Origin of the sequence: Amycolatopsis suaedae (genome assembly GCF_004214935.1) — a bacterium.
Taxonomy (GTDB): Bacteria; Actinomycetota; Actinomycetes; order Mycobacteriales; family Pseudonocardiaceae; genus Amycolatopsis; species Amycolatopsis suaedae.
On record NZ_SFCC01000017.1, the window covers coordinates 41,479 to 62,666 of the forward strand.

Annotated in this window: 19 protein-coding genes; 11 read left to right on the plus strand and 8 right to left on the minus strand. The window is 71.8% G+C overall.

Features of this window, described 5'->3' with window-relative positions; genetic code table 11:
- Positions 1–51: 51 nt before the first annotated feature.
- Complete coding sequence (locus EWH70_RS29130) at positions 52–1,548, minus strand: CoA-acylating methylmalonate-semialdehyde dehydrogenase (RefSeq protein ID WP_130478755.1); 1,497 nt, start codon at positions 1,546–1,548, stop codon at positions 52–54.
- The gene (locus EWH70_RS29135; protein ID WP_130478756.1) at positions 1,548–2,846 is read right to left on the minus strand and encodes an aspartate aminotransferase family protein; all 1,299 of its coding nucleotides are present in this window, start codon (positions 2,844–2,846) and stop codon (positions 1,548–1,550) included. Before EWH70_RS29135 ends, EWH70_RS29130 begins: the two co-directional genes overlap by 1 nt.
- A gap of 82 nt (positions 2,847–2,928) precedes the next feature.
- Between EWH70_RS29135 and EWH70_RS29140 the strand changes: the two genes are divergently transcribed.
- The 6 genes from EWH70_RS29140 (at position 2,929) to EWH70_RS29165 (ending at position 9,996) form a co-directional block, all read left to right on the plus strand.
- Positions 2,929–4,548, plus strand: a complete 1,620-nt coding sequence (locus EWH70_RS29140) for a PucR family transcriptional regulator (protein ID WP_130478757.1) — start codon at positions 2,929–2,931, stop codon at positions 4,546–4,548.
- Positions 4,549–4,606: 58 nt separating this feature from the next.
- Positions 4,607–4,978, plus strand: a complete 372-nt coding sequence (locus EWH70_RS29145; RefSeq protein ID WP_130478758.1) for an SSI family serine proteinase inhibitor — start codon at positions 4,607–4,609, stop codon at positions 4,976–4,978.
- A gap of 235 nt (positions 4,979–5,213) precedes the next feature.
- Positions 5,214–6,797: an NCS1 family nucleobase:cation symporter-1 gene (locus EWH70_RS29150; RefSeq protein WP_130478759.1), complete on the plus strand. Its 1,584-nt coding sequence runs from the start codon at positions 5,214–5,216 to the stop codon at positions 6,795–6,797.
- On the plus strand, positions 6,748–7,590 hold the full coding sequence (locus EWH70_RS29155) for a nitrilase-related carbon-nitrogen hydrolase (protein WP_130478760.1): 843 nt from the start codon (positions 6,748–6,750) through the stop codon (positions 7,588–7,590). Before EWH70_RS29150 ends, EWH70_RS29155 begins: the two co-directional genes overlap by 50 nt.
- A gap of 5 nt (positions 7,591–7,595) precedes the next feature.
- The gene (gene hydA, locus EWH70_RS29160; protein ID WP_130478761.1) at positions 7,596–8,987 is read left to right on the plus strand and encodes a dihydropyrimidinase; all 1,392 of its coding nucleotides are present in this window, start codon (positions 7,596–7,598) and stop codon (positions 8,985–8,987) included.
- 10 nt (positions 8,988–8,997) lie between these two features.
- The gene (locus tag EWH70_RS29165) at positions 8,998–9,996 is read left to right on the plus strand and encodes a TIGR03842 family LLM class F420-dependent oxidoreductase (RefSeq protein ID WP_130478762.1); all 999 of its coding nucleotides are present in this window, start codon (positions 8,998–9,000) and stop codon (positions 9,994–9,996) included.
- 463 nt (positions 9,997–10,459) lie between these two features.
- On the opposite strand, the gene EWH70_RS29170 is transcribed toward EWH70_RS29165, so the two are convergent.
- The 3 genes from EWH70_RS29170 to EWH70_RS29180 all read right to left on the minus strand — a co-directional run bounded on the left by EWH70_RS29170 (position 10,460) and on the right by EWH70_RS29180 (position 14,032).
- A complete protein-coding gene (locus EWH70_RS29170; RefSeq protein ID WP_130478763.1) occupies positions 10,460–11,260 on the minus strand; it encodes a siderophore-interacting protein in 801 nt (266 codons plus the stop codon).
- A gap of 71 nt (positions 11,261–11,331) precedes the next feature.
- Entirely contained in the window at positions 11,332–13,266 is a 1,935-nt protein-coding gene (locus tag EWH70_RS29175) for an FtsX-like permease family protein (protein WP_130478764.1), read from the minus strand.
- A 4-nt stretch (positions 13,267–13,270) separates the two neighbouring features.
- Positions 13,271–14,032, minus strand: a complete 762-nt coding sequence (locus EWH70_RS29180) for an ABC transporter ATP-binding protein (RefSeq protein WP_130478765.1) — start codon at positions 14,030–14,032, stop codon at positions 13,271–13,273.
- Between the two features lie 172 nt (positions 14,033–14,204).
- Here EWH70_RS29180 and EWH70_RS29185 point away from each other — a divergent pair, with 172 nt between their 5' ends.
- The 3 genes from EWH70_RS29185 (at position 14,205) to EWH70_RS29195 (ending at position 17,295) form a co-directional block, all read left to right on the plus strand.
- A complete protein-coding gene (locus EWH70_RS29185; protein WP_130478766.1) occupies positions 14,205–15,170 on the plus strand; it encodes a chitinase in 966 nt (321 codons plus the stop codon).
- 96 nt (positions 15,171–15,266) lie between these two features.
- Positions 15,267–16,166, plus strand: coding sequence for an alpha/beta hydrolase family protein (locus EWH70_RS29190; RefSeq protein ID WP_130478767.1), 900 nt, complete (start codon positions 15,267–15,269; stop codon positions 16,164–16,166).
- A gap of 82 nt (positions 16,167–16,248) precedes the next feature.
- On the plus strand, positions 16,249–17,295 hold the full coding sequence (locus EWH70_RS29195; RefSeq protein WP_240687293.1) for a hypothetical protein: 1,047 nt from the start codon (positions 16,249–16,251) through the stop codon (positions 17,293–17,295).
- 9 nt (positions 17,296–17,304) lie between these two features.
- Here EWH70_RS29195 and EWH70_RS29200 read toward each other — a convergent pair whose 3' ends face one another.
- A complete protein-coding gene (locus EWH70_RS29200) occupies positions 17,305–17,712 on the minus strand; it encodes an SgcJ/EcaC family oxidoreductase (protein ID WP_130478769.1) in 408 nt (135 codons plus the stop codon).
- Positions 17,713–17,792: 80 nt separating this feature from the next.
- On the opposite strand from EWH70_RS29200, the gene EWH70_RS29205 reads away from it, so the two are divergent.
- Positions 17,793–18,485 (plus strand): TetR/AcrR family transcriptional regulator, encoded by a 693-nt coding sequence (locus tag EWH70_RS29205; RefSeq protein WP_130478770.1) that lies wholly within the window; start codon positions 17,793–17,795, stop codon positions 18,483–18,485.
- A 366-nt stretch (positions 18,486–18,851) separates the two neighbouring features.
- Here EWH70_RS29205 and EWH70_RS29210 read toward each other — a convergent pair whose 3' ends face one another.
- Positions 18,852–19,583: a methyltransferase domain-containing protein gene (locus EWH70_RS29210; protein WP_130478771.1), complete on the minus strand. Its 732-nt coding sequence runs from the start codon at positions 19,581–19,583 to the stop codon at positions 18,852–18,854.
- 28 nt (positions 19,584–19,611) lie between these two features.
- Here EWH70_RS29210 and EWH70_RS29215 point away from each other — a divergent pair, with 28 nt between their 5' ends.
- Positions 19,612–20,007, plus strand: coding sequence for a MerR family transcriptional regulator (locus EWH70_RS29215; protein WP_130478772.1), 396 nt, complete (start codon positions 19,612–19,614; stop codon positions 20,005–20,007).
- On the opposite strand, the gene hemW is transcribed toward EWH70_RS29215, so the two are convergent.
- Positions 20,008–21,186: a radical SAM family heme chaperone HemW gene (gene hemW / locus EWH70_RS29220; RefSeq protein ID WP_240687294.1), complete on the minus strand. Its 1,179-nt coding sequence runs from the start codon at positions 21,184–21,186 to the stop codon at positions 20,008–20,010.
- Between the last annotated feature and the right edge of the window lie 2 nt (positions 21,187–21,188).

Genomic DNA, 21,188 nt, shown 5'->3' on the forward strand with positions numbered 1-21,188 from the left:
TTTACTACCCTAAGACGAGAGTAAAGCTCCCTTGCTCCCACGTTCACCCGGTCAGGTGTTGCGCGGGAAGCCCAGATTCACTCCGCCATGGCTGGGGTCGAGCCAGCGGGAGGTGACCACCTTCGTCCTGGTGAAGAAGTGCAGGCCTTCCGGGCCGTAGGCGTGGGTGTCGCCGAACAGCGAGTCCTTCCAGCCGCCGAACGAGTAGTAGCCGACCGGCACCGGGATCGGCACGTTGACGCCCACCATGCCGACCTCGACCTCGTTCTGGAACCGCCGCGCGGCCCCGCCGTCGCAGGTGAAGATCGCCGTGCCGTTGCCGTAGGCGTTGGCGTTGACCAGGTCCAGCGCGGCGTCGTAGCTGGGCGTGCGCACCACCGACAGCACCGGGCCGAAGATCTCGTCGGTGTAGACCGGCATGTCCGTGCCGACGTGGTCGAACAGCGTCGGCCCCAGCCAGAAGCCGCCGTCCGCGCCGTCGACGGTGACCTCGCGGCCGTCCACCACCAGCGTCGCGCCCGCGCTCGCCCCGGCGTCCACATAGGACTCAACCCGGGCGCGGTGCGCGGCGGTCACCAGCGGGCCCATCTCCGACGACTCCCGCCTGCCGTCGCCGACCCGCAGCCTGCCCATCCGCTCGGCGATCCTGGCGACCAGCTCGTCGCCGACCGGGTCGACGGCCACCACGACCGACACGGCCATGCACCGCTCCCCCGCCGAGCCGAACCCGGCCGACACGGCGGCGTCGGCCGCCAGGTCGAGGTCGGCGTCGGGCAGCACCACCATGTGGTTCTTCGCCCCGCCCAGTGCCTGCACCCGTTTGCCGTTGCGGGTTCCGGTCTCGTAGACGTAGCGCGCCACCGGCGTCGAGCCGACGAACGACACCGCCTTCACCGTGGGGTGCTCCAGCAGCCCGTCGACGGCCACCTTGTCGCCGTGCAGCACGTTGAGCACGCCCGCGGGCAGCCCCGCCTCGGCGAACAGCTCCGCGATGAAGTTCGCCGCCGACGGGTCCTTCTCGCTCGGCTTGAGCACCACGGTGTTGCCGCACGCCAGCGCGTTGGGCACGAACCACAGCGGCACCATCGCCGGGAAGTTGAACGGCGAGATCACGCCGACCACGCCCAATGGCTGGGCGATCGAGTACACGTCGACGCCGGTGGACGCGTTCTCGCTGAAGCCGCCCTTCAGGTGCGCCGCCGCACCGCAGGCGTACTCGACGTTCTCGATCGCCCGCGCGATCTCGCCCGCCGCGTCGGACTCCACCTTGCCGTGCTCGGACGTCACGATCCTGGCCAGCTCGTGCTTGCGTGCGGCCAGCAGCTCGCGGAAGGCGAACAGGATCCGGGTGCGTGCCGCCAGCGACGCCGACCGCCAGCCCGGCAGCGCCCGCGCGGCCGCGTCGACCGCCTCGGCGACCTGCTCGGGCGCGGCGAAGTCCACATGGGACCGGATCTCCCCGGTCGCCGGGTCGAACACGTCGCCGGTGCGCTGCGCCACCCCCGACCACGGCTTGCCGTCGATCCAGTGGCTGATCCGTTCCACCATCAGGAGACCTCCCGGTCCGCCACGGCCACCGAAGCGTCCAGAATGGACAGTGCCTCGTCGGCCTCCTCCTCGGTCAGCGTCATCGGCGGCGCGAGCCGGATGACGTTGCCGTGCAGCCCGCCCTTGCCCACGAGCAGGCCACGCGACTTCGTCTCCTCCAGCACCCGGCCGGCCGCGCCCGGCGCCGGGTCACCACCGCGGCCGACCAGTTCCAGGCCGATCATCAGCCCCTTGCCCCGGACGTCACCCAGTACCGGATAACGTCCGGCGACGTCCCGCAGCCCGCCGAGCAGCTTGTCGCCCAGCTTCGCCGCGTTGCCCTGCAGGTCGTGTGCCAGCAGGTAGTCCAGCGTCGCCTTCGCCCCGGCCGTCGACACCGGGTTGCCGCCGAAGGTGGAGATCGAGTTCGCGGTCAGGCAGTCCATGATCTCGCCGCGCGCGACGACGCCGCCGATGGCCAGGCCGTTGCCAAGGCCCTTGGCGAACGTCATCAGGTCCGGGGTGACGCCGTGTGCCTGGATGCCCCAGAAGTGCTCGCCGGTACGCCCCCAGCCGGTCTGCACCTCGTCGGAGATCAGCAGGATGCCGTACTCGTCGAGCACCTCCTTGAACGCCCCGAACAGGCCGTCCGGCGGCACGGAGAACCCGCCGACGCCCTGGATCGGCTCGGCGATCATCGCCGCGACGTCACCGGAGGTCGTGGTGGCCAGCACGTCGCGCAGGTCGTCGACGCAGGCCGCGATGTAGTCCGCGTCGGACATCCCGGCGAACGGGCCGCGGAAGCGGTAGCCGCCGTGCACGTAGCTCACCTTCACCGGCGACAGCGCGCTGGCCGACCAGCCACGGTTGCCGGTGATGCCGACGGTGGCGAACGCCCTGCCGTGGTAGGAGTTGCGCAGTGCCAGCACCTGGTTGCTGCGGCGGTACTGGGTGGCCAGCATCAGCGCCGTCTCGTTGGCCTCGGTGCCGGAGTTGGTGAAGAACACCTTGGCGTCCGGGATGCCGGACAGCTCGGCGATCTGCTCGGCCAGCTCGACCTGCTTGCGGATGAGGTAGAGCGTCGAGGTGTGCAGCACCCCGGTGTCGATCTGCGAGCGGACGGCGTCGGAGATCTCGGCGACGCCGTACCCGATCGCGTTGGTGAGGATGCCGGCGAAGAAGTCGAGGTAGGTCACCCCGTCGCTGTCGGTGACGTGCCGCCCCTCCGCGTGGGCGATCTCGATCGGCTCGTCGTAGTACAGCGCCAGCCAGTTCGGCAGCACCGCCCGATGCCTGCTCAGCAGCTCCGATTCGCTCATGTGCGCAGTGTCGGGGCCGCCACCGGCGGGGCACCACCGGCAACGTGTACGGACTACGGCTCGCGGCCGTACAGTTTGCCGCATGTACCCGACGGTCGCCGAGGTGCTCGCCCTCCCGGTGATCCGCCACGGGCGGCCCAGGGTGGTCGCGGGCAACGCCGGGCTGGACCGCCGGGTGCGCTGGGCCCACGTGGCCGAGGTGATCGACATCGCCCACCTGCTGCGTGGCGGCGAGCTGGTGCTGACCACCGGCGTCGCGCTGCCCGACGACCCGGACGCGCTGGCCGGCTACCTCGACTCACTGGCCGAGGTGGGCGTGGCAGGCCTGGTCATCGAACTGGTGCAGCACTGGCCGGACGCGCCACCCGCCGCCCTGGTCCGCGCCGCGGAACGGCACGGGATCCCGCTGGTCACCCTGTCCAGGGAGATGCGGTTCGTCGCCATCACCGAGACGGTCAACGGCCTGATCGTCGACGCGCAGGTCAGCGAGCTGCGCGCGGCCGAGCGGGTGCACCAGACGTTCACCGCGCTGACCGTCGCCGGTGCCGAGCCCGCGGAGGTGCTGCGGGAGGTGGCCCGCACGACCGAGCATCCGGTGGTGCTGGAGACGCTGTCGCACGAGGTGCTCGCCTACGACGCCGCCGGCACCCCGCCGGGCGACCTGCTGGACGGCTGGCGGGACCGCTCGGCCCGGGTGCAGCTGGGCGAGCGCACCGGCTACCACGCCGGCAGCGGCTGGCTGATCACCGTCGTGGGCGCCCGTGGCCACGACTGGGGACGGCTGGTGGTGCTCTGCCCCGAGCCGCCGCCGGACCGGCACGTCGTGGTCGCCGAGCGGGCGGCGTCCGCGCTGGCGGTGCACCGGCTGGTGGCCCGCGACGGCGAGAGCCTGGAACGGCAGGCACACCGCGCGGTACTGACCGAACTGCTGACCTGCCCGGTACCTGGCGCCGAACTGGTCGCCCGCGCCGGAGCGCTCGGCGTGCCGCTGTCCGGGCGGCAGCTCATCGGGCTGGCCATCCGGCCGCTGCTCGACGCCGCCGACCAGCCCGCCCTCGCGGCCGGGCCGCTGCTGCGTGACCTGGCCGACGCCGCCGCGCTCGCGGCGCGCCGGGCCAAGATCGGCGCGCTGGTCGCGGTCGGCGAGGTGGGCAGCGCGGCGGGCGTGCGGATGCTGCTGGCGCTGTCGCCGCAGGCGCAGCCGGAGACCGTCGTGGAACGGCTGGCCGCCGAGGTGCACCACGCCGTGCGCGGGGCACCGGCGGTGATCGCGGCGGGCAGCACGGTCGAGGCGGCCGTCGACGTGCGGCACAGCCTGCTGGAGGCCGGGCAGGTGGCGGCCGCGGTACGGGAGCCGGGCGCGGGGGTGCACCGGCTCGGCGACGTCCGCCTGCGCGGGCTGCTGCACCTGCTCGCCGGTGACGAGCGGGTCGAGGCGTTCGCCGACCGCGAGCTGGGCCCGCTGCTGGCCAGGGACGCGGCGGCGGGCAGCAGGCTGACCCAGGCGCTGCGGTACTTCTGCGCGCATGGCGGCAACAAGTCGGCTGCCGCGGCGGCCGCGCACATGTCGCGGACCGCCTACTACCAGCAGCTGGCCCGTGTCGAGCAGGTGCTCGGCGTGTCGCTGGAGGATCCGGAAACCGTGCTGTCCCTGCACGTGGCGCTGCTGGCACAGGAGGTCCGGGGTAACCCGGGCGAGTGAGACTTGATCACACGGTCGAGTTGTCCGGTGATCAGCCCGGAGCGCCGATGAACCGAATATGGCATTCCTTCCCTTCGAACCGATCACCGCGTGCGCGCTCACCCTCGCCTGCCTCGGTGCTCCGGCCCCCGGCGACGCGTCGCTCACCCTGACCCAGCACGAGTCCTCGGGTGCGGCGGCGATCGTGACGCTGCACTGTGACCCGGTCAGCGGCACCCACCCCGACGCGGACCGGGCCTGCGCAACGCTGTCCGACGCCGGTGGCGACTTCGCCCGCATCGAGTCCGAGGACGCCGCGTGCACGCTGGAGTACGCGCCGATCGAGGTGCACGCCCGCGGCAACTGGCACGGCAAGCGCGTCGAGTACGCCACCACCTACCCGAACCGCTGCGTCGCCGTGGCAGAGTCCCGGGGCGTGTTCGGCTTTTGAGCCTGAGTCTTCTGCCCTCGCTCCGCTCGGGCGCGGTCGGGCCCTTCGGTCGGCGTCTTCCCTCCTCGCCGTCGCTTGCTGCGCAAGCTTTGGGCTCGTCAGTCCAGACGCCGACGGCCCGACCGGTTCGGGTCGCTTGGGCGGAGCGAGGCAATACACACACTGTTCACCGTTGAGTGACGTGGCACACATTCTGACACTGCCGTAGGGCACCGGCGCGACCGAGGATTCCGCAATGAAGCCCAGCGGGTCCACGCACGTACACGCCGACGGCCGCGTCGAGCTGACCGACACGGCGCCCCTGAAGGGCAGCAGGTTCGCCAACGACGAGCTGGCACCCGTCCCGGTGTCCGGCCGCACCTGGAGCACCTACAACTACTTCGCGCTGTGGATGGGCATGGCGCACAACATCCCCAGCTACGCGCTGGCCGCGTCGCTGATCGCGCTGGGGATGGACTGGGTGCAGGCGCTGATGACCATCACGCTGGGCAACATCATCGTGCTGGCGCCGATGCTGCTGAACAGCCACGCAGGCACCAAGTACGGCATCCCGTTCCCCGTGTTCGCCCGCGCCTTCTACGGCATGCGCGGCGCGAACCTGGCCGCGCTGCTGCGGGCGTTCATCGCCTGCGGCTGGTTCGGCATCCAGACCTGGGTGGGCGGCGAGGCGATCTACATCCTGGTGGGCAAGCTGACCGGCTCCGGCTGGCGCAACGCGCCCGAGCTGGCCGGGCAGCCGTGGACGCTGTGGCTGTCCTTCGCCGTGTTCTGGGTGATCCAGATGCTGATCATCTGGCGCGGCATGGAAGCCGTGCGGCGCTTCGAGAACTGGACCGCGCCGCTGGTGTCGGTGGCGTTCCTGATCCTGCTCGCCTACGTCCTGGTCAAGGCGGGCGGCCTGGGCCCGATCCTGTCCGAGCCGTCGGAACTGGGCTGGGGCCCGGAGTTCTGGAAGACGTTCGCGCCCGCGCTGATGGCGATGATCGCGTTCTGGTCGACGCTGTCGCTGAACATGCCCGACTTCACCCGCTTCGGCGGCAGCCAGCGCAAGCAGGTGCGTGGCCAGATCCTCGGCCTGCCCACCACGATGACGTTCATCGCGATCGTCGCCATCCTCACCACGTCCGGCGGCAAGGTGCTCTACGGCGAGGAGATCTGGGACCCGGCCAAGCTCGCCGACCGGTTCGACAGCCCGCTGCTCGTCGTGGTCGCGCTCATCGCGCTGGTGCTGGCGACGATCTCGGCGAACCTGGCGGCCAACGTGGTCAGCCCGTCCTACGACTTCTCCAACGCCTTCCCGCGCAAGATCACCTTCGCCGTCGGCGGGCTGATCACCGGCGTCATCGGCGTGGTGATCATGCCGTGGAAGCTGTACTCCGACCCGAGCATCTACATCTTCGCCTGGCTGGGTTTCTACGGCGGCGTGCTCGGCGCGGTGGCCGGGGTCCTGGTCGCGGGCTACTGGGTGGTCCGCCGCACGAAGCTGGACCTGGCGGCCCTGTACAGCGAGGACAGGCGCGGGCCGTACTGGTTCCGCGCCGGCTGGAGCTGGCAGGCACTGGTGGCGACGGTCGTCGGCGGCGTGCTCGCCTGCGGCGGCGCCTACACCGCACCGGGCACGCAGGGGCCGTTCCCCGCCGACGGGCTGATCCCGCTGCTCAAACCGCTCTACGACTACAGCTGGGCAGCCGGGCTGGCCGGCGCGTTCGCCGTCTACCTGCTGCTGCAACTGGGAAGTTCGAAGTCCGACCGAACCGAGGAGGAAGCCAGTGAGCGACGTGGTACGAGCCGGGTTGATCCAGCAGCGATGGACCGGTGACAAGGAGTCCATGATCGCGGCGGCGGTCGACGCCATCGGCACGGCCGCCTCGCAGGGCGCGCAGGTGGTGTGCCTGCAGGAACTGTTCTACGGGCCGTACTTCTGCCAGGTGCAGGACACGGACTACTACTCCTACACCGAGGCCATCCCGGACGGGCCGACGACGAAGCTGATGCAGGAGGTGGCCGAGCGCCACGGCGTCGTGCTGGTGGTGCCGATGTACGAGGTCGAGCAGCCCGGCGTCTACTACAACACCGCGGCGGTGATCGACGCCGACGGCCGCTACCTGGGCAAGCACCGCAAGAACCACATCCCGCAGGTGAAGGGCTTCTGGGAGAAGTTCTACTTCCGGCCCGGCAACATGGGCTACCCGGTGTTCGACACCGCCGTCGGGCGCATCGGCGTCTACATCTGTTACGAGCGGCACTTCCCCGAGGGCTGGCGCGCGCTGGGCCTGGCCGGGGCGAAGATCGTGTTCAACCCGTCGGCCACCAGCCGCGGGCTGTCGGAGTACCTGTGGCGGCTGGAGCAGACCTCGGCCGCCGTCGCCAACGAGTACTTCGTCGGCACGATCAACCGGGTGGGCGTGGAACCGCTGGGAGACAACGAGTTCTACGGCCAGAGCTACTTCGCCGACCCGCGTGGCCAGCTCATCGGCGGCGCCGCGTCGGACACCGAGGAGGAGATCGTCGTCCGCGACCTGGACATGGGCCTGCTGGCCGAGGTCCGGGACCTGTGGGCGTTCTACCGCGACCGGCGGCCGGACACCTACGGCCCGCTGACCGAGGCGTGATCGGCATGCGCACGCTGATCAAGAACGGCACCGTGCTGTCCGCCACCGGTGCGAGCGCGGCCGACGTGCTGGTCGACGGCGAGACGATCGCCGCCGTCGCACGGCCGGGCGTGTTCGCCGACGACGCCGCCGACACCGTGCTCGACGCGGCAGGCCGCTACGTCCTGCCCGGCGGCATCGACGCCCACACGCACATGGAGATGCCGTTCGGCGGAACGTTCTCGCACGACACGTTCGCCACCGGCACCACCGCCGCCGCGTGGGGCGGGACGACGACGATCATCGACTTCGCCGTGCAGGCCAAGGGAACCTCACTGCTGTCCACAATGGACAAGTGGCACGAGAAGGCCGACGGCAACTGCGCGATCGACTACGGCTTCCACATGATCGTGTCCGACGTCAACGACACGACGCTGAAGGAGATGGAGAGCTGCGTCTCGGCCGGGGTCTCCAGCTTCAAGATGTTCATGGCCTACCCCGGCGTGTTCTACTCCACCGACGGCGAGATCCTGCTGGCCATGCAGAAGGCCCGCGACACCGGCTCGACGATCATGATGCACGCGGAGAACGGCATCGCCATCGACGAACTGGCCGCGCAGGCCGTCGCCGCCGGGCGGACCGATCCGGTACAGCACGGGCTGACCCGGCCACCGGAGCTGGAAGGTGAGGCCACGCACCGGGCCATCCGGCTGGCGAAGGTGACCGGCGCGCCGCTCTACATCGTGCACCTGTCGGCGGCGCAGGCGCTGGCGGAGGTGGCGGCGGCCCGTGGCGAGGGCCAGAACGTGTTCGCCGAGACCTGCCCGCAGTACCTGTACCTGTCCATCGAGGACCTGGCCAAGCCGGGCTTCGAGGGCGCGAAGTACGTGGCGTCACCGCCGCTGCGGGAGAAGCACCACCAGACCGACCTGTGGCGGGGGCTGCGCACCAACGACCTCTCGGTGGTGTCGACCGATCACTGCCCGTTCTGCTTCAACGACCAGAAACAGCTGGGCGCGAACGACTTCCGGGCCATTCCCAACGGCATGCCCGGCGTCGAGCACCGGATGGACCTGCTGCACCAGGGTGTGGTCGCGGGCGAGCTGTCGCTGGCGCGCTGGGTGGAGACCTGCGCGACCACGCCGGCGCGGATGTTCGGGCTGTACCCGCGCAAGGGCGTCATCGCGCCCGGGTCCGACGCCGACATCGTGATCTACGACCCGAAGGCCACGCAGACGCTGTCGGCGGACACGCACCACATGAACGTCGACTACTCGGCCTACGAGGGCCTGGAGATCACCGGGAAAGTGGAGACCGTGCTCTCCCGCGGCAGGGTCGTCGTCTCGCCGGACGGGTTCAGCGGCAGCACCGGCCACGGGAAGTTCCTGTCCCGCGACCTGTGCCAGTACCTCAACTAGGGAGGCATGGGTGGACTTCGGTGTGGTGCTGCAGACCGACCCGCCCGCGCGGGAGGTCGTGCGGCTGATGGTGGAGGCCGAGCGGCGAGGGTTCCGCTACGGCTGGACGTTCGACTCCTGCGTGCTGTGGCAGGAGCCGTTCGTCATCTACTCGCAGGTGCTGGCGGCGACGTCGTCGCTGCTGGTCGGGCCCATGGTGACCAGCCCGGGCACGCGGGACTGGTCGGTGCTGGCTTCGCTGTTCGCCACGCTCAACGACACCTACGGCAACCGGACGGTGTGCGGTATCGGGCGCGGTGACTCGGCGCACCGGGTGGTCGGGATGCCGCCGTCGACGCTGGCGACCGTGCGCGAGTGCATGCGGGTGGTGAAGGATCTGGCCGAGGGCCGGGAGGCGCGGCTGCGCGACACAGTCGTGCGGATCCCCTGGGTCAACGGGGGCCGGCTGGAGATGTGGATGGCCGGCTACGGCCCGAAGGCGCTGGCCACGATCGGTGAGCACGCCGACGGGTTCATCCTGCAGTGCGCCGACCCGGCCATCGCCCGGTGGACGATCGGCGCCGTGCGCGACGCGGCCCGCGCGGCGGGCCGGGACCCGGCGGGGATCGCGGTCTGCGTGGCCGCGCCCGCCTACGTCGGCGACAACCTGGCCCACCAGCGCGAGCAGCTGCGGTGGTTCGGCGGGATGGTCGGCAACCACGTCGCGGACCTGGTGGCCCGCTACGGCGACTCCGGTCCGGTGCCCAGGGAGCTGACCGACTACATCCGCGGGCGGCAGGGCTACGACTATGCCCACCACGGCAGGGCTGGCAACCCGTCGACCGACTTCGTGCCCGACGAGATCGTCGACCGGTTCTGCCTGACCGGCCCGGCGGCGGCCCACGTCGACCGGCTGGCCGAGCTGGCGGAGCTGGGCGTCGACCAGTTCGCCCTGTACCTCATGCACGACCAGCGGGAGCAGACCCTGGCCGCCTACGGCGACGAGGTGATCACCAAGCTGGTCACCTGAGCTCCAAAGCACGTGAAGGCCACCTTCATTACGTGAGATGTCAGGGCCCCGGCAAAGTCGGTGTGGGTGGCTTTGTCGCGGGTCCCCCAATGTGGCATTGGGGTACTTGAACTCCCCCAATGCCACATTGGGGGAGTTCGCCGGTCGCCGGGGTGGTCTCGTTCGTGGTGACCGGCGGGGCTACCGAGCCTGCTGAGCCTGCTGTGACCACTGAGACTGCCAAGGCCGCGACACCGGCGCCGCAAAGCTCGTGAAGGCCACCTTCACCACATGAGACGACAGAAACTCGGCCTTCACCCGAACCCACACGCCCCAGCCACACCAGGCGTCACAACCGCATCAACGCTCACCCGCCACCCCACGCCGCCGGCAGCCAGCGCCGACTTCGCCGGGGCCCTGACGCGAGACGTGGTGAAGGTGGCCTTCACGTGCTTGGGACGGCGCCGGACCGTGTCGGGTCCGGTCAGGCCTGGGACTTCGCCTCGGCGGCCTTCTCGACGCGCCAGACCTCGTCGGTGGCGCCGCGTCGCCAGTAGCCGGAGATGGAGAGCAGGTCACGGGACACGCCACGCTCGTCGAGCAGGTGCCTGCGCAGCTCGCGGACGAACCCGGCCTCGCCGTGGACGAACGCCTGCACGGTGCCGGGCGGGAACTCCAGGGCCCGCACCGCGGCGGCCAGGTCGGCACCGGCGCTGCGGTGCAGCCAGGTGACCTGGACGTCGCCCTTGGTGGCCAGGGCCTGCTCCTCCCCGGCGTCCTCGACCAGGATCAGCGCGTGCCCCGGCGCACCGGCGGGCAACTGCTCCAGCGACGCGGCGATGGCGGGCAGGGCACTCTCGTCACCGGCCAGCAGGTGCCAGTCGACGTCCTCGCGGGGCGCGTAGGCCCCGCCGGGGCCGAGGATCAGGAACTCGTCCCCGGGCCGCAGCGCCGCCGCCCACGGGCCGGCGAGGCCCTCGTCGCCGTGGTGGACGAAGTCGATGGCCAGCTCGCCGGATTTGGCGTCGTGGTAGCGCACGGTGTAGCTGCGCTGCCGGGGCCACTGCTCGCGGGGGTAGGTCTCGCGCACCGCCGCCAGGTCGAACTCGTCGGGATAGACCACGCCCGGCACTGGGAAGATAATCTTGACGTAGGCGTCGGTGAACCCGTTGGGAACGAAGCTGGCGAAGTCTCCGCCACCGGCGACGACGCGGATCATGTGCGGGGTGAGGCGCTCGGTGCGCAGCACCCGCAACCGGATCAGCGGCCTGGCCTTGCGAGCCATACGGTCACTCCTCGAAGACGGGACCAGATGAACCAAGGCTAACCTAATTTGACCCGCGTCGCCCGTTCGGTCTACTCCTTCGCCGCGACCAGGCTGACCGGGGTCGCCCGGGTGGCCGACACACTCGTCCACACGCTCGTCGCCCCGACCACCAGGAACGCGCCGGCGACCACCGCCCCGACCACCGGCCAGGGAACGTCGATCACCGCCTCACCGGTGATCTCCCCGAGCGCGCTGGCCATGGCGAGGACCGACCCGGCGGCGGCCACCGCGCCCAGCAGCACCCCGACCGCGGTCACCGCCCACGATTCCAGCAGCGCCGCGCCGACCACCTGACGCCGGGTCAGCCCGGTCAGCCGCGCGGTGGCGAACTCGGCCCGCCGCTCCGCGGCCGCGATGACCACGGCGTTGATCACCGCCATCAGCGCGTACAGGCCACCCAGCCCCATGACCACGGCCATGATCCCCTCCTGGGTGTCCTGCTGCGCCGAGGCCGAGGCCGCCAGGTGGTCCGGCACGGTGACGACCTGCCCCAGCCCGGCCGCCTGGATCCGCGCCCCGACGTCCTCCGGGCGCAGCCCCGGCGCGACGGAGACGATGCTGGTCGCGTCCCCCTGCGACGCGACCAGCCCGGCGGGCAGCACGTAGTCCACGCCGCCGTTCATCGTCGAGGCCAGCACGGCCACCACCCTCAGGTCGAGCCGCCGTCCGTCGACCGTGAACGGCACGGTCGCGCCCAGTTCCAGGCCCTCCTCGCCGGCCGAGCCCGGCCCTACGGCGACCGTGTTGCCCCGCAGCGCCTCCAGCGAACCCTCCTCCGCCGGTGCCGGATGCGTGCGCCGGTAGTCGGCCGGGTCGACGATCACCGCCTCCCCCGCCCGGTCCCTGGTGCGTTCGTCCTCGTCTCCCCGGTCCTCGGTGAGGGTCGCCGTCACCGCGACGGCGGTCTCGGTCGAGACGTGCTCGACGCCCTCGACCTCGCGCAGCGCCCCGGCCCGCGCGGCGGTGGAGTTCACCACCAGGTCGCCGACGGTGTTGCGGGCCTGCTGGCGTTCCGACGCGGTGGCGATCGACGACATCGTGCCCAGCTGGCCGATCACCAGCGCCACCAGCACCAGCAGCGGCGCGGCCGTCGCGGCGCTGCGGCGCACCCCGTGCCGCAGGTTGGCCTCGGCGAGGCCGCCGAGCGTCGTACCCCGCAGCACCAGCCCGAACAGCCTGCCGACCAGCGGCACCACCAGCGGGCTGAGCGCGGCCAGTCCCACCGACGCGGCCAGCGCCGAGTTGATCGCCAGCGGGATGGCACCCTCCGGACCCGCGACCTGGGCCACGATCGCCATCGCCACGGCACCGGCGAGGAACAGCAGGCCGAAGAACCACCGCGACACGGTCATCACCCGCACCGCGGCGCCGGTCTCGCGCAGTGCTTCCAGGGGCCGCACCGACGACGCCCGGCGGGACGCGACCAGCACCCCGGCCAGCGCGACCCCGACACCGACCCCGGCGGACACGCCGAGGATCCAGTCCATCCAGCGGGCCTGGAACTGCGGCGGCAGGAAACCCAGCTCGATCAGCAGCCAGGACTGCGCCCGCATGGCGAGCAGTCCCAGCGGCACACCGGCGACGGTGCCGATCACCCCGAGCAGCACCGCCTCGGACAGCAGCAGCCTGCGCACCTGCCGCTTGGCTCCGCCGACCAGGCGCAGCAGCGCGAGGTCGCGGCGGCGCTGGGCGACGGTGAAGGCGAACGTGGACGCCACGATGAACACGGCGAGGAAGACGCTGATGCCGAGCGTGACGCCGAGCAGCGCCAGCGCGGCGGTGTAACCGTCCTCGATCCTGGCCGCCACCATCGGCGGCACACCGGGCGGGGCCTCGGCGGTGGCGGCGGAGACGAGGATCAGCAGCGAGGACTGGACCAGCGCCACCCCGAAGCAGACGGTGAGGATGGCGCCGACGAACAGCTGCCAGCGCTCGGTGAACGTGGAGACCGACAGGCGCAGCATCGGCTCAGCCCTCCAGCGTGGCGAGCCGGTCGGCCACCTCGCGCGCGGTGGGCGCGACGGCGTGGTCGACGATGCGGCCGTCGGACAGGAACAGCACGGAGTCGGCGCTGGCCGCGGCGGCCGGGTCGTGGGTGACCATCACGATGCTCTGGCCCGCGGTGTCCACCATCTCGCGCAGCAGGTTCAGCACCGTGCGGGCGGACCGGGAGTCCAGCGCGCCGGTCGGCTCGTCGGCGAACAGCACGGCGGGCCGGATGACCATCGCGCGGGCGATCGCCACCCGCTGCTGCTGGCCGCCGGACAGTTCCTTCGGCTTGTGCTTGAGCCGGTCGCCGAGCCCCACCCCGGACAGCACCCCGCGAACGTCGCGTGTGGACACCCGGCGGCCGGCGAGTTTCAGCGGCAGCGCGACGTTCTGCTCCGCGGTCAGCGAGCCGATGAGGTTGAAGCTCTGGAACACGAAGCCGACGTGCTCGCGCCGCAGCGTGGTCAGCTCCCGGTCGGACGCGCCGGTGATGTCCTGGCCGGCCAGGCTCACCGCGCCCGACGAGACCCGCTCCAGGCCGGCCGCGCAGTGCAGCAGCGTCGACTTGCCCGAACCCGACGGCCCCATGACCGCGGTCCACGAACCCGCCGGAAAGCTCACCGTCACGTCGTCCAGTGCGCGTACCAGCGCCTGCTTGGTCCCGTAGTGCCTGCTGACACCGCTCAGCGCGACGGCGGGGGCCTGGGTCGCGGGCTGCCGGATGTCCATCCGTACTGTCATGCCCCGATTCCACCGGGAAAACCGGGCGCGGTCCCGACCGCACGCCCCCGGACCTGCGGTGGGGCCAGCCCTACCAGGCATCCGAATTGGTCCAGACCCTTACGGCGGCTTCTCAATTGGTCCAGACCCATTTACGGTCGGAGCATCCCTGTTCCCCCGTTGGGAGGCGTCAATGAAGACGACCGCTCGGCTGGCCGCGCTCACGGCCGGCCTGCTCATGACGGCGCTCGCCGTCCCCGCCACCTCCGGCGCCGCCGGCCCGGCGGCGATCACCGGCGCGGCACCGTACATCGACATCACCATGGCCCAGCCGTCACTGGCCTCGGTCGCCGCCGCGACCGGCCAGAAGAGATTCACGCTGGCCTTCGCACTGGGCTCGCACGCGGGCTGCGACCCGCGGTGGGGCGGCACGATCCCGATCGACGACTCCCGGATCGTCAACGACGTGCGTGCGCTGAAGTCGGCGGGCGGCGAGGTCGTCGTGGCCACCGGCGGCGCGGCCGGCCCGTACCTGGAGCACGTCTGCGGCACGGCCGACGCGCTGCTGGCCGCGTACCGCAAGGTGCTCGACACCGTCGGCAGCAACCATCTCGACGTCGACGTGGAAGCCACCATCCCGCACGACATGGTCAACACCGCGCTGGCCCGGCTGCAGGCCGAGCGCGGCACGTCGGTCAGCTACACCATGCGGGTGCAGGGCGACGACTACGGCATGGACCCGTACTCGATCACCGTGCTGCGCAGCGCGGCGGCCAAGGGTGTCGAGGTGCAGGTCAACCCGATGACGATGGAGTTCGGCACGTCGCGGGCCAACTGGGGCGACGCGGTCATCGCGGCGGCGGAGAGCAGCCTGCGGCAGCTCAAGGAGATCTGGCCGAACCGGTCCGACGCCCAGCTCAAGCGGATGCTCGGGGTCACGCCGATGATCGGGCGCAACTTCAACGGAAAGATCTTCGACCAGAGCCACGCGCGCAAGCTGGTGCAGTGGGCCGGCGCCAACCGGATCGGCTTCCTGGCGTTCTGGTCGGTCGGCCGGGACAACGGCGGCTGCCCTGGCGGCGGCGTGTCGCCAACCTGCAGCAGCATCCCGCAGTCGACCTACGAGTTCACCAAGATCTTCGCCGGCTACACGGGCTGACCGCCGGCATTAAGCGGAACGCTTCTCCACTTGATAACCGGAACATGGTTCCGTATCGTAAGCGGAGAAGCGTTCCGCTTATCGAAGGGTCTCCCCATGTCTCCCGTTCTCTCCTACAGCCCCGTGGTGCTGCCGGTGCCCGGCCGTCCGGTGGACCTCGAGCTGCGCGTCTCCGCGCCCGCGACCGGGACCGGATTGCCGGTCGTGCTGCTCTCCCACGGCCACGGCGGTTCGAACCATCTGTCGTCGCTGCACGGCTACGCCCCGCTGGCGGACTACTGGGCCGCCCACGGTTTCGCGGTCCTCCAGCCCACCCACCTCAGCTCGGCGACCCTGCGCCACCGGGTCGGCGACGCCCCCGACGGGCCCTACTTCCTGCGTTCCCGCGCCGAGGACATGAGCCACATCCTCGACCGGCTCGACGTCATCGAGGACACCGTCCCGCGGCTCGCCGGACGCCTGGCCCGGGACAAGGTCGCGGTCGCGGGCCACTCGCTCGGCGGCTTCACCGCCAGCCTGCTGCTGGGCGCCCGGATCACCGACGACGGCGAGGAGATCGACCTCACCGAGCCCCGGATCTCCCAGGGCGTGCTGCTGGCCGCACCCGGCAGGGGCGATGTGCTGAACGGCCCGATGGCCGACGCGCTGCCCGTCTTCCGGACGATCGACTTCTCCACGATGGCCACGCCCGCGCTGGTCGTCGCGGGCGACAAGGACGACTCCCGGCACTTCACCGACATGGGCCCGGACTGGCACGCCGACCCGTACCACCTCGCCCCGGCGCCGAAGTCGCTGCTCACCCTGTTCGACGGCGAGCACCTGCTCGGCGGCATCAGCGGTTACGACGCCGCCGAGACCTCGGACGAGAACCCGGAACGGGTGGCCACCGTCGGCCGCCTCACCACCGCCTACCTGCGCTCGCGGTTCACCCCCGGCGACACCGCCTGGCAGACGGCGTGCGAGGAGCTGACCACCGGCACCGTCGAGTCGAAGTAGGATCGGCGGGAAGACCGAGCTGGGGGGCGTCATGCGAATTCTGTTCAGCGGTGAACCCTGGGTCCACTATGGACAGATATACGTGCAGAGCGACCAGGGACTGATCGCCGGTCTGCACGAGGCTTTCGCCGGGCAGCGCAACGGACTGTGCGGCGCGGCCGAGCCCGGGGCGCTCTTCCTGGTCACCGGCCTGCACACGGGCAAGGTCGGGTTCTCCGTCGAATGGCACGACGAGGCGCCCCCGGCCGGCCCGGAGTGGGAGGAGATCGTCGAGGCGTCCTTCCGGCCGTCGTCGTCCCGCATCGGGCTGTGCCAGTGGGCAGGCGAGGCATGGTGGGACCTCGACCTGCCCCTGGCCGGCCTCCGGGTCCGCTACTGCGCGTCGGGGATGGATGCCGGGCGGGCCGCCGACACCAGGATGGACGGCGAGCCGCGACTGGACCGGTACCTGCTGCAGTTCTGGCCCGGCGAACCGGCGCCGGACCGGGTGGTGCGGCAGACCGGCGAGACCGCCGCCTACTGGCACGGCGCGGTGCGCGACTTCCCGTCGGCCGAGGAACTGGCCGAACGGCGGCGTCAGGCACGGCTGGCCGAGGAACGGGCCGCGCTGGCCAGGGAGCGGGAGTACGCCCGGCGCGCCAGGGAGCAGGAGGTGCTCGACTGGGGCGGCCGCCCGCCGACCGACCGGCTGCGGGCGGCCAGCGGCTACGCGCAGCCGCTGGCCGCCCTCGACCGGGGACTGGTCGACGCGATCGCCGACGCAGCCCCGGAGGTTCAGCGTGCGGTCGCGCGGCTGGCGGTCCGGCGGGCCTACGACGGCGCGGGGCTGACCGGGGTCGGCTGGGTCGCGCCGGCACTCGCCGCGCTGGACGACGGCGGCGCACTGCCCGCACCGTTCGACGATCAGACCGGGGTCTGGAACCACCTGTTCGGCGACCCGGCCGTGCCGTCGACCGTCATCCCCGGCTCCGCGAACTTCTCCCGGCAGGCCGCCGCCCTGCCCGCCATTTTCCAGGCGGGCGAACGGGATCCGCTGCGTGCCGCGCTGGACGCAGTGTGGACGGCCCAGTTCTCGTTCGGCACCGACCGCGAGGTGGTGCTCGGCGAGATCCGCGCGCTGGCCGGCTGAGCCACCCGCTCACCCGGCGGGCACCGGGCTACGCCGGGTGTTCTGGAACGCGGCGACCCGCCAGCGCCCGTCGTCACGCACCAGCACGAAGCTGACCACCGACGCCCGCGCCGGGTCGGGCTCCTGGCCTGCGAGCACCGACGTGCCGCCGACCAGGACCAGCGCCACGTCCGGCCGGGGGAACCGCACCGACGGCTCCATCCCGTCCCCGGCACCCATCGTCGACCCGCGCAGTGGTCCCTCGAACAGCCGCCGGTGCCCGGCCTCGATCTCACCTCTGCCGAACGAGGTGTGGCCGAAGAAGGTGGTGTAGGTGGCGTCGTCGGTGAACGCCGCGGCGTAGCGCGTGGCGTCGCCGGCGTTCCACGCCTGCGCCAGCTCGTCCAGTACCGCCAGTACCGCATCCCTGTCGCTCATGTCGATCCTCTCGAACAGTGTTCGTTTTACGAACACCGTTCTACGCACGAACACTGTTCGCGTCAAGTACAGTGTTCGCCGTGGAACTCCCCGAACCGCCCTGGCGCAGTCCGGCCCGCCGCACGGTCAAGCAGCCGCTGTCCCGCGAACGTGTCGTGCGCACGGCACTGGACCTGCTCGACCGGGAAGGCCTCGACGCGGTGAGCATGCGCAGGGTCGCCCAGGCACTGGACACCGGCGCGGCCTCGCTCTACGCCTACGTCTCCGGCAAGGACGAGCTGCGCGAGCTGATGTTCGACGCCGTCCTCGGCGAGGTCGACCTGCCCGAACCCGACCCCGCACGCTGGGCCGACCAGGTCAGGGACCTGCTGCGCGGCCAGCTGCGGGTGATGCTGGCGCATCCCGGCATCGCCCAGGTGGCCTGGGCGACGATGGTCCCGGTCGGGCCGAACGCGCTGCGGCACGGCGAGGCGCTGATCGCGCTGCTGCGGGCCGGCGGCCTCGACGAGAAGCGCGCCGCCTTCGCGTTCGACACCCTCGCGCTCTACACCAAGGCGTTCGCCTACGAGGGCACCGTCTGGGCCTCCGGGGAGATGAGCCAGGAGGAGGCCGCGGCCCGCGGGAGGCAGACCGAGGAGTACATGCGGTCGCTGCCGCCGGAGGTGTTCCCGAACATGCTCGCCGTCGGCCGGTACTTCAGCGGCCAGACCGCGGCGGAGCGGTTCGAGTTCACGCTGGATGTGTTCCTGTCCGGCCTGGCACACAGCTCGTGAAGGCCACCTTCACGTGCTCTGGCGGGGTTCCGGCAAAGTCGGTGTCCGGCGGGGTGAGTGGTGGTCCCGAGCGCAGAACTCGTGGCCCGGAACGCAGAACTCGCATGCGTGAGCGCAGAACTCACGATGTGGACGCCGGATCTCACCTGGTGCCGGTCGCCCGCGTGAGCGGCCCGTTCGCGCGAGTCGACCGTTCCCGACCCGCGAGTCGACCATTCCGGACCCGCGAGTTGTCCGTTCCCGCCCACCGGGTCCCACTGTCCGGCACGCCGGTTCACATCGCGCGACTCCGGCCCGGGTCAAGCTCGTGAAGGCCACCTTCATCACGTGAGACGTGGTGAAGGTGGCCTTCACGTGCTCCGGCCTTCAGCCCGGCCGGGTGGCGCTGGCCAGGAACAGCGGCACGGCGAGCAGGAACCGGTCCCGCTCGACCCGGCGGCGCTGCTCCTCGACCCACCGCCGCACCCGGTCCGAGCCACCGGCCAGCACGGCCGCCGACTCCACCACCGGCAGACCGGCGGCCCCGGTGAACACCGCGGTGTGCACCTCGACCTCGACATTGGTGAACCCCTGGTCGAGCAGCAGCCCGCGGTAGCCGCGGGCCGCCCTCGGCGAGGGCGCCGTGGCCGCCTGCCTGGCCAGCACCTCGGCCGTGGTGCCGGGATCGTCGGAGTCCAGCGCGATCAGCTCCCAGTCCTGGCCGAGCAGCACGACGCGCCCGCCGGGCGCCAGGACCCGTGCGGCCTCGGCGACGGCGGCGGCCGGGTCGGGCAGGCCGTGCAGCAGCTTCTCCGCCCGGTACCCGCGCGCGGCGCCGTCGGCCAGCGGCAGCCGCAGCGCGTCGCCCGCCCGCACGTCCAGCCCCGGGTGCCGACGGCGCGCCTCGGCGACGAACTCCTCGCTGAGGTCGACGCCGACCGGCCGCGCCCCGCGCGCGGCCAGTTCGGCGACCGCGGTGCCCGCGCCGCAGCCGGCGTCCACCACGGTGTCGCCCGGCTCCAGTGCCAGCAGGTCGTGTGAGCGCAGCCGCGCGTGTGTGACGGCGGGGTGCCGTTCGAAGGAGTCCATGGCGGCGAGAAAACGTTCCGTTGTCGACATGTCCGCCAGCCTGTGAGTTCATGTCGACATGAAGTCAAGCCCGGAGTACACCATCGGCGAACTGGCCGGCCGGTTCGGCCTGCCTGCCAACGTGCTGCGGCACTGGGAGAGCGTCGGCCTGCTCACCCCGCCCCGCACGGCGGGCGGCCGCCGCCGCTACGGCGAGCCGGACGCGGTCCGGATCGCGCTGATCCTGCAGGGCAAGCGGCTCGGCTTCGGGCTGCCGCAGATCCGCCGGGTGCTCGACGCCGACGACCCGGCGGACCGGCGCACAGCACTGCGCGAACACCACGAGCAGCTGACCCGCCGGATCGCCGAGGCGCAGGCGGCACGCGACCTCGTCGGGCACGCACTGGAGTGCACCAGCGAGGACTTCCTGCACTGCCCGCACTTCCGGGCCCGGCTGGCCGAACTGGTCCCCTGATCAGCCCACCAGACGCCGGACCACGCCGTCGGCCAGCAGCCTGCCGGAGTCGGTCAGCACCGCCCTGCCGCCTGCCAGCGCCAGCAGCCCCTCCGCCTCGGCGGCACGCGCCTCCCGCACGCCGTCGGCGTCCAGCGCGTCCAGCGGCAGGCCCTCGGCGATCCGCAGTTCCAGCATGACCCGCTCCAGGTGCCGGTCGGCCTCGGTGAGGACCTCGCTGCCCGCGCTGGGCCAGCGGCCCTCGGCGAGCATCGCCGCGTACCGGGCCGGGTGCTTGACGTTCCACCAGCGCACCCCGCCGACGTGGCTGTGCGCGCCGGGACCGGCACCCCACCAGTCGCCGCCACGCCAGTACCCCAGGTTGTGCCTGCAGCGGTCCCGCTCGGAACGGGCCCAGTTGGACACCTCGTACCACCGCAGGCCCGCCGCGGTCAGCACCTCGTCGACCAGCTCGTAGTAGCTGGCCAGCACGTCCTCGTCGGGCATCGGCAGCTCGCCACGGCGCACCCGGCGGGCCATCGCGGTGCCCTCCTCGACGATCAGCGAGTACGCCGACACGTGGTCCACCTCCGCGGCGACCACGGCGTCCAGCGACGCCCGCAGGTCGTCCACCCGCTCCCCCGGCGTGCCGTAGATCAGGTCAAGGTTGACGTGCTCGAAACCGGCCGAACGGGCCTCGATGGCCGCCAGCACCGGACGGCCGGGCGTGTGCACCCGGTCCAGCACCGCCAGCACGTGCCGGGCGGCCGACTGCATGCCCAGCGACACCCGGGTGTAGCCGGCGTCCCGGATGCCGGCGAAGAACTCCGGCGAGGTCGACTCCGGGTTCGCCTCGGTGGTGACCTCGGCGCCCCGGGCCAGGCCGAACGACGACCGCACGGCGTCCAGCACCGACGCCAGCCCGTCCGCGCCCAGCAGCGACGGCGTGCCGCCGCCGACGAACACCGTCTCGGCGGGCGGCGGGCCGCCCAGCACGCGGGCGGCCAGGTCCAGCTCCCGGCGCAGGCCGTCCAGCCAGGACGCCGGCGAGGAGTCCGAGCCGAGCTCGCCCGCGGTGTAGGTGTTGAAGTCGCAGTACCCGCAGCGGGTCGCGCAGAACGGCACGTGCACGTACACGCCGAACGGCCGCGTGCCCAGCCCCTCCAGTGCCGCCTGCGGCAGCACCTCAAGCTCGCTCACTA

Coding starts and splice junctions, on each gene's coding strand:
- EWH70_RS29130 (WP_130478755.1), bottom strand. CDS start 1,548: ATGGTGGAACGGATCAGCCACTGGATCGACGGCAAGCCGTGGTCGGGG.
- EWH70_RS29135 (WP_130478756.1), bottom strand. CDS start 2,846: ATGAGCGAATCGGAGCTGCTGAGCAGGCATCGGGCGGTGCTGCCGAAC.
- EWH70_RS29140 (WP_130478757.1), top strand. CDS start 2,929: ATGTACCCGACGGTCGCCGAGGTGCTCGCCCTCCCGGTGATCCGCCAC.
- EWH70_RS29145 (WP_130478758.1), top strand. CDS start 4,607: ATGGCATTCCTTCCCTTCGAACCGATCACCGCGTGCGCGCTCACCCTC.
- EWH70_RS29150 (WP_130478759.1), top strand. CDS start 5,214: ATGAAGCCCAGCGGGTCCACGCACGTACACGCCGACGGCCGCGTCGAG.
- hydA (WP_130478761.1), top strand. CDS start 7,596: ATGCGCACGCTGATCAAGAACGGCACCGTGCTGTCCGCCACCGGTGCG.
- EWH70_RS29170 (WP_130478763.1), bottom strand. CDS start 11,260: ATGGCTCGCAAGGCCAGGCCGCTGATCCGGTTGCGGGTGCTGCGCACC.
- EWH70_RS29175 (WP_130478764.1), bottom strand. CDS start 13,266: ATGCTGCGCCTGTCGGTCTCCACGTTCACCGAGCGCTGGCAGCTGTTC.
- EWH70_RS29180 (WP_130478765.1), bottom strand. CDS start 14,032: ATGACAGTACGGATGGACATCCGGCAGCCCGCGACCCAGGCCCCCGCC.
- EWH70_RS29185 (WP_130478766.1), top strand. CDS start 14,205: ATGAAGACGACCGCTCGGCTGGCCGCGCTCACGGCCGGCCTGCTCATG.
- EWH70_RS29190 (WP_130478767.1), top strand. CDS start 15,267: ATGTCTCCCGTTCTCTCCTACAGCCCCGTGGTGCTGCCGGTGCCCGGC.
- EWH70_RS29200 (WP_130478769.1), bottom strand. CDS start 17,712: ATGAGCGACAGGGATGCGGTACTGGCGGTACTGGACGAGCTGGCGCAG.
- EWH70_RS29210 (WP_130478771.1), bottom strand. CDS start 19,583: ATGTCGACAACGGAACGTTTTCTCGCCGCCATGGACTCCTTCGAACGG.
- EWH70_RS29215 (WP_130478772.1), top strand. CDS start 19,612: ATGAAGTCAAGCCCGGAGTACACCATCGGCGAACTGGCCGGCCGGTTC.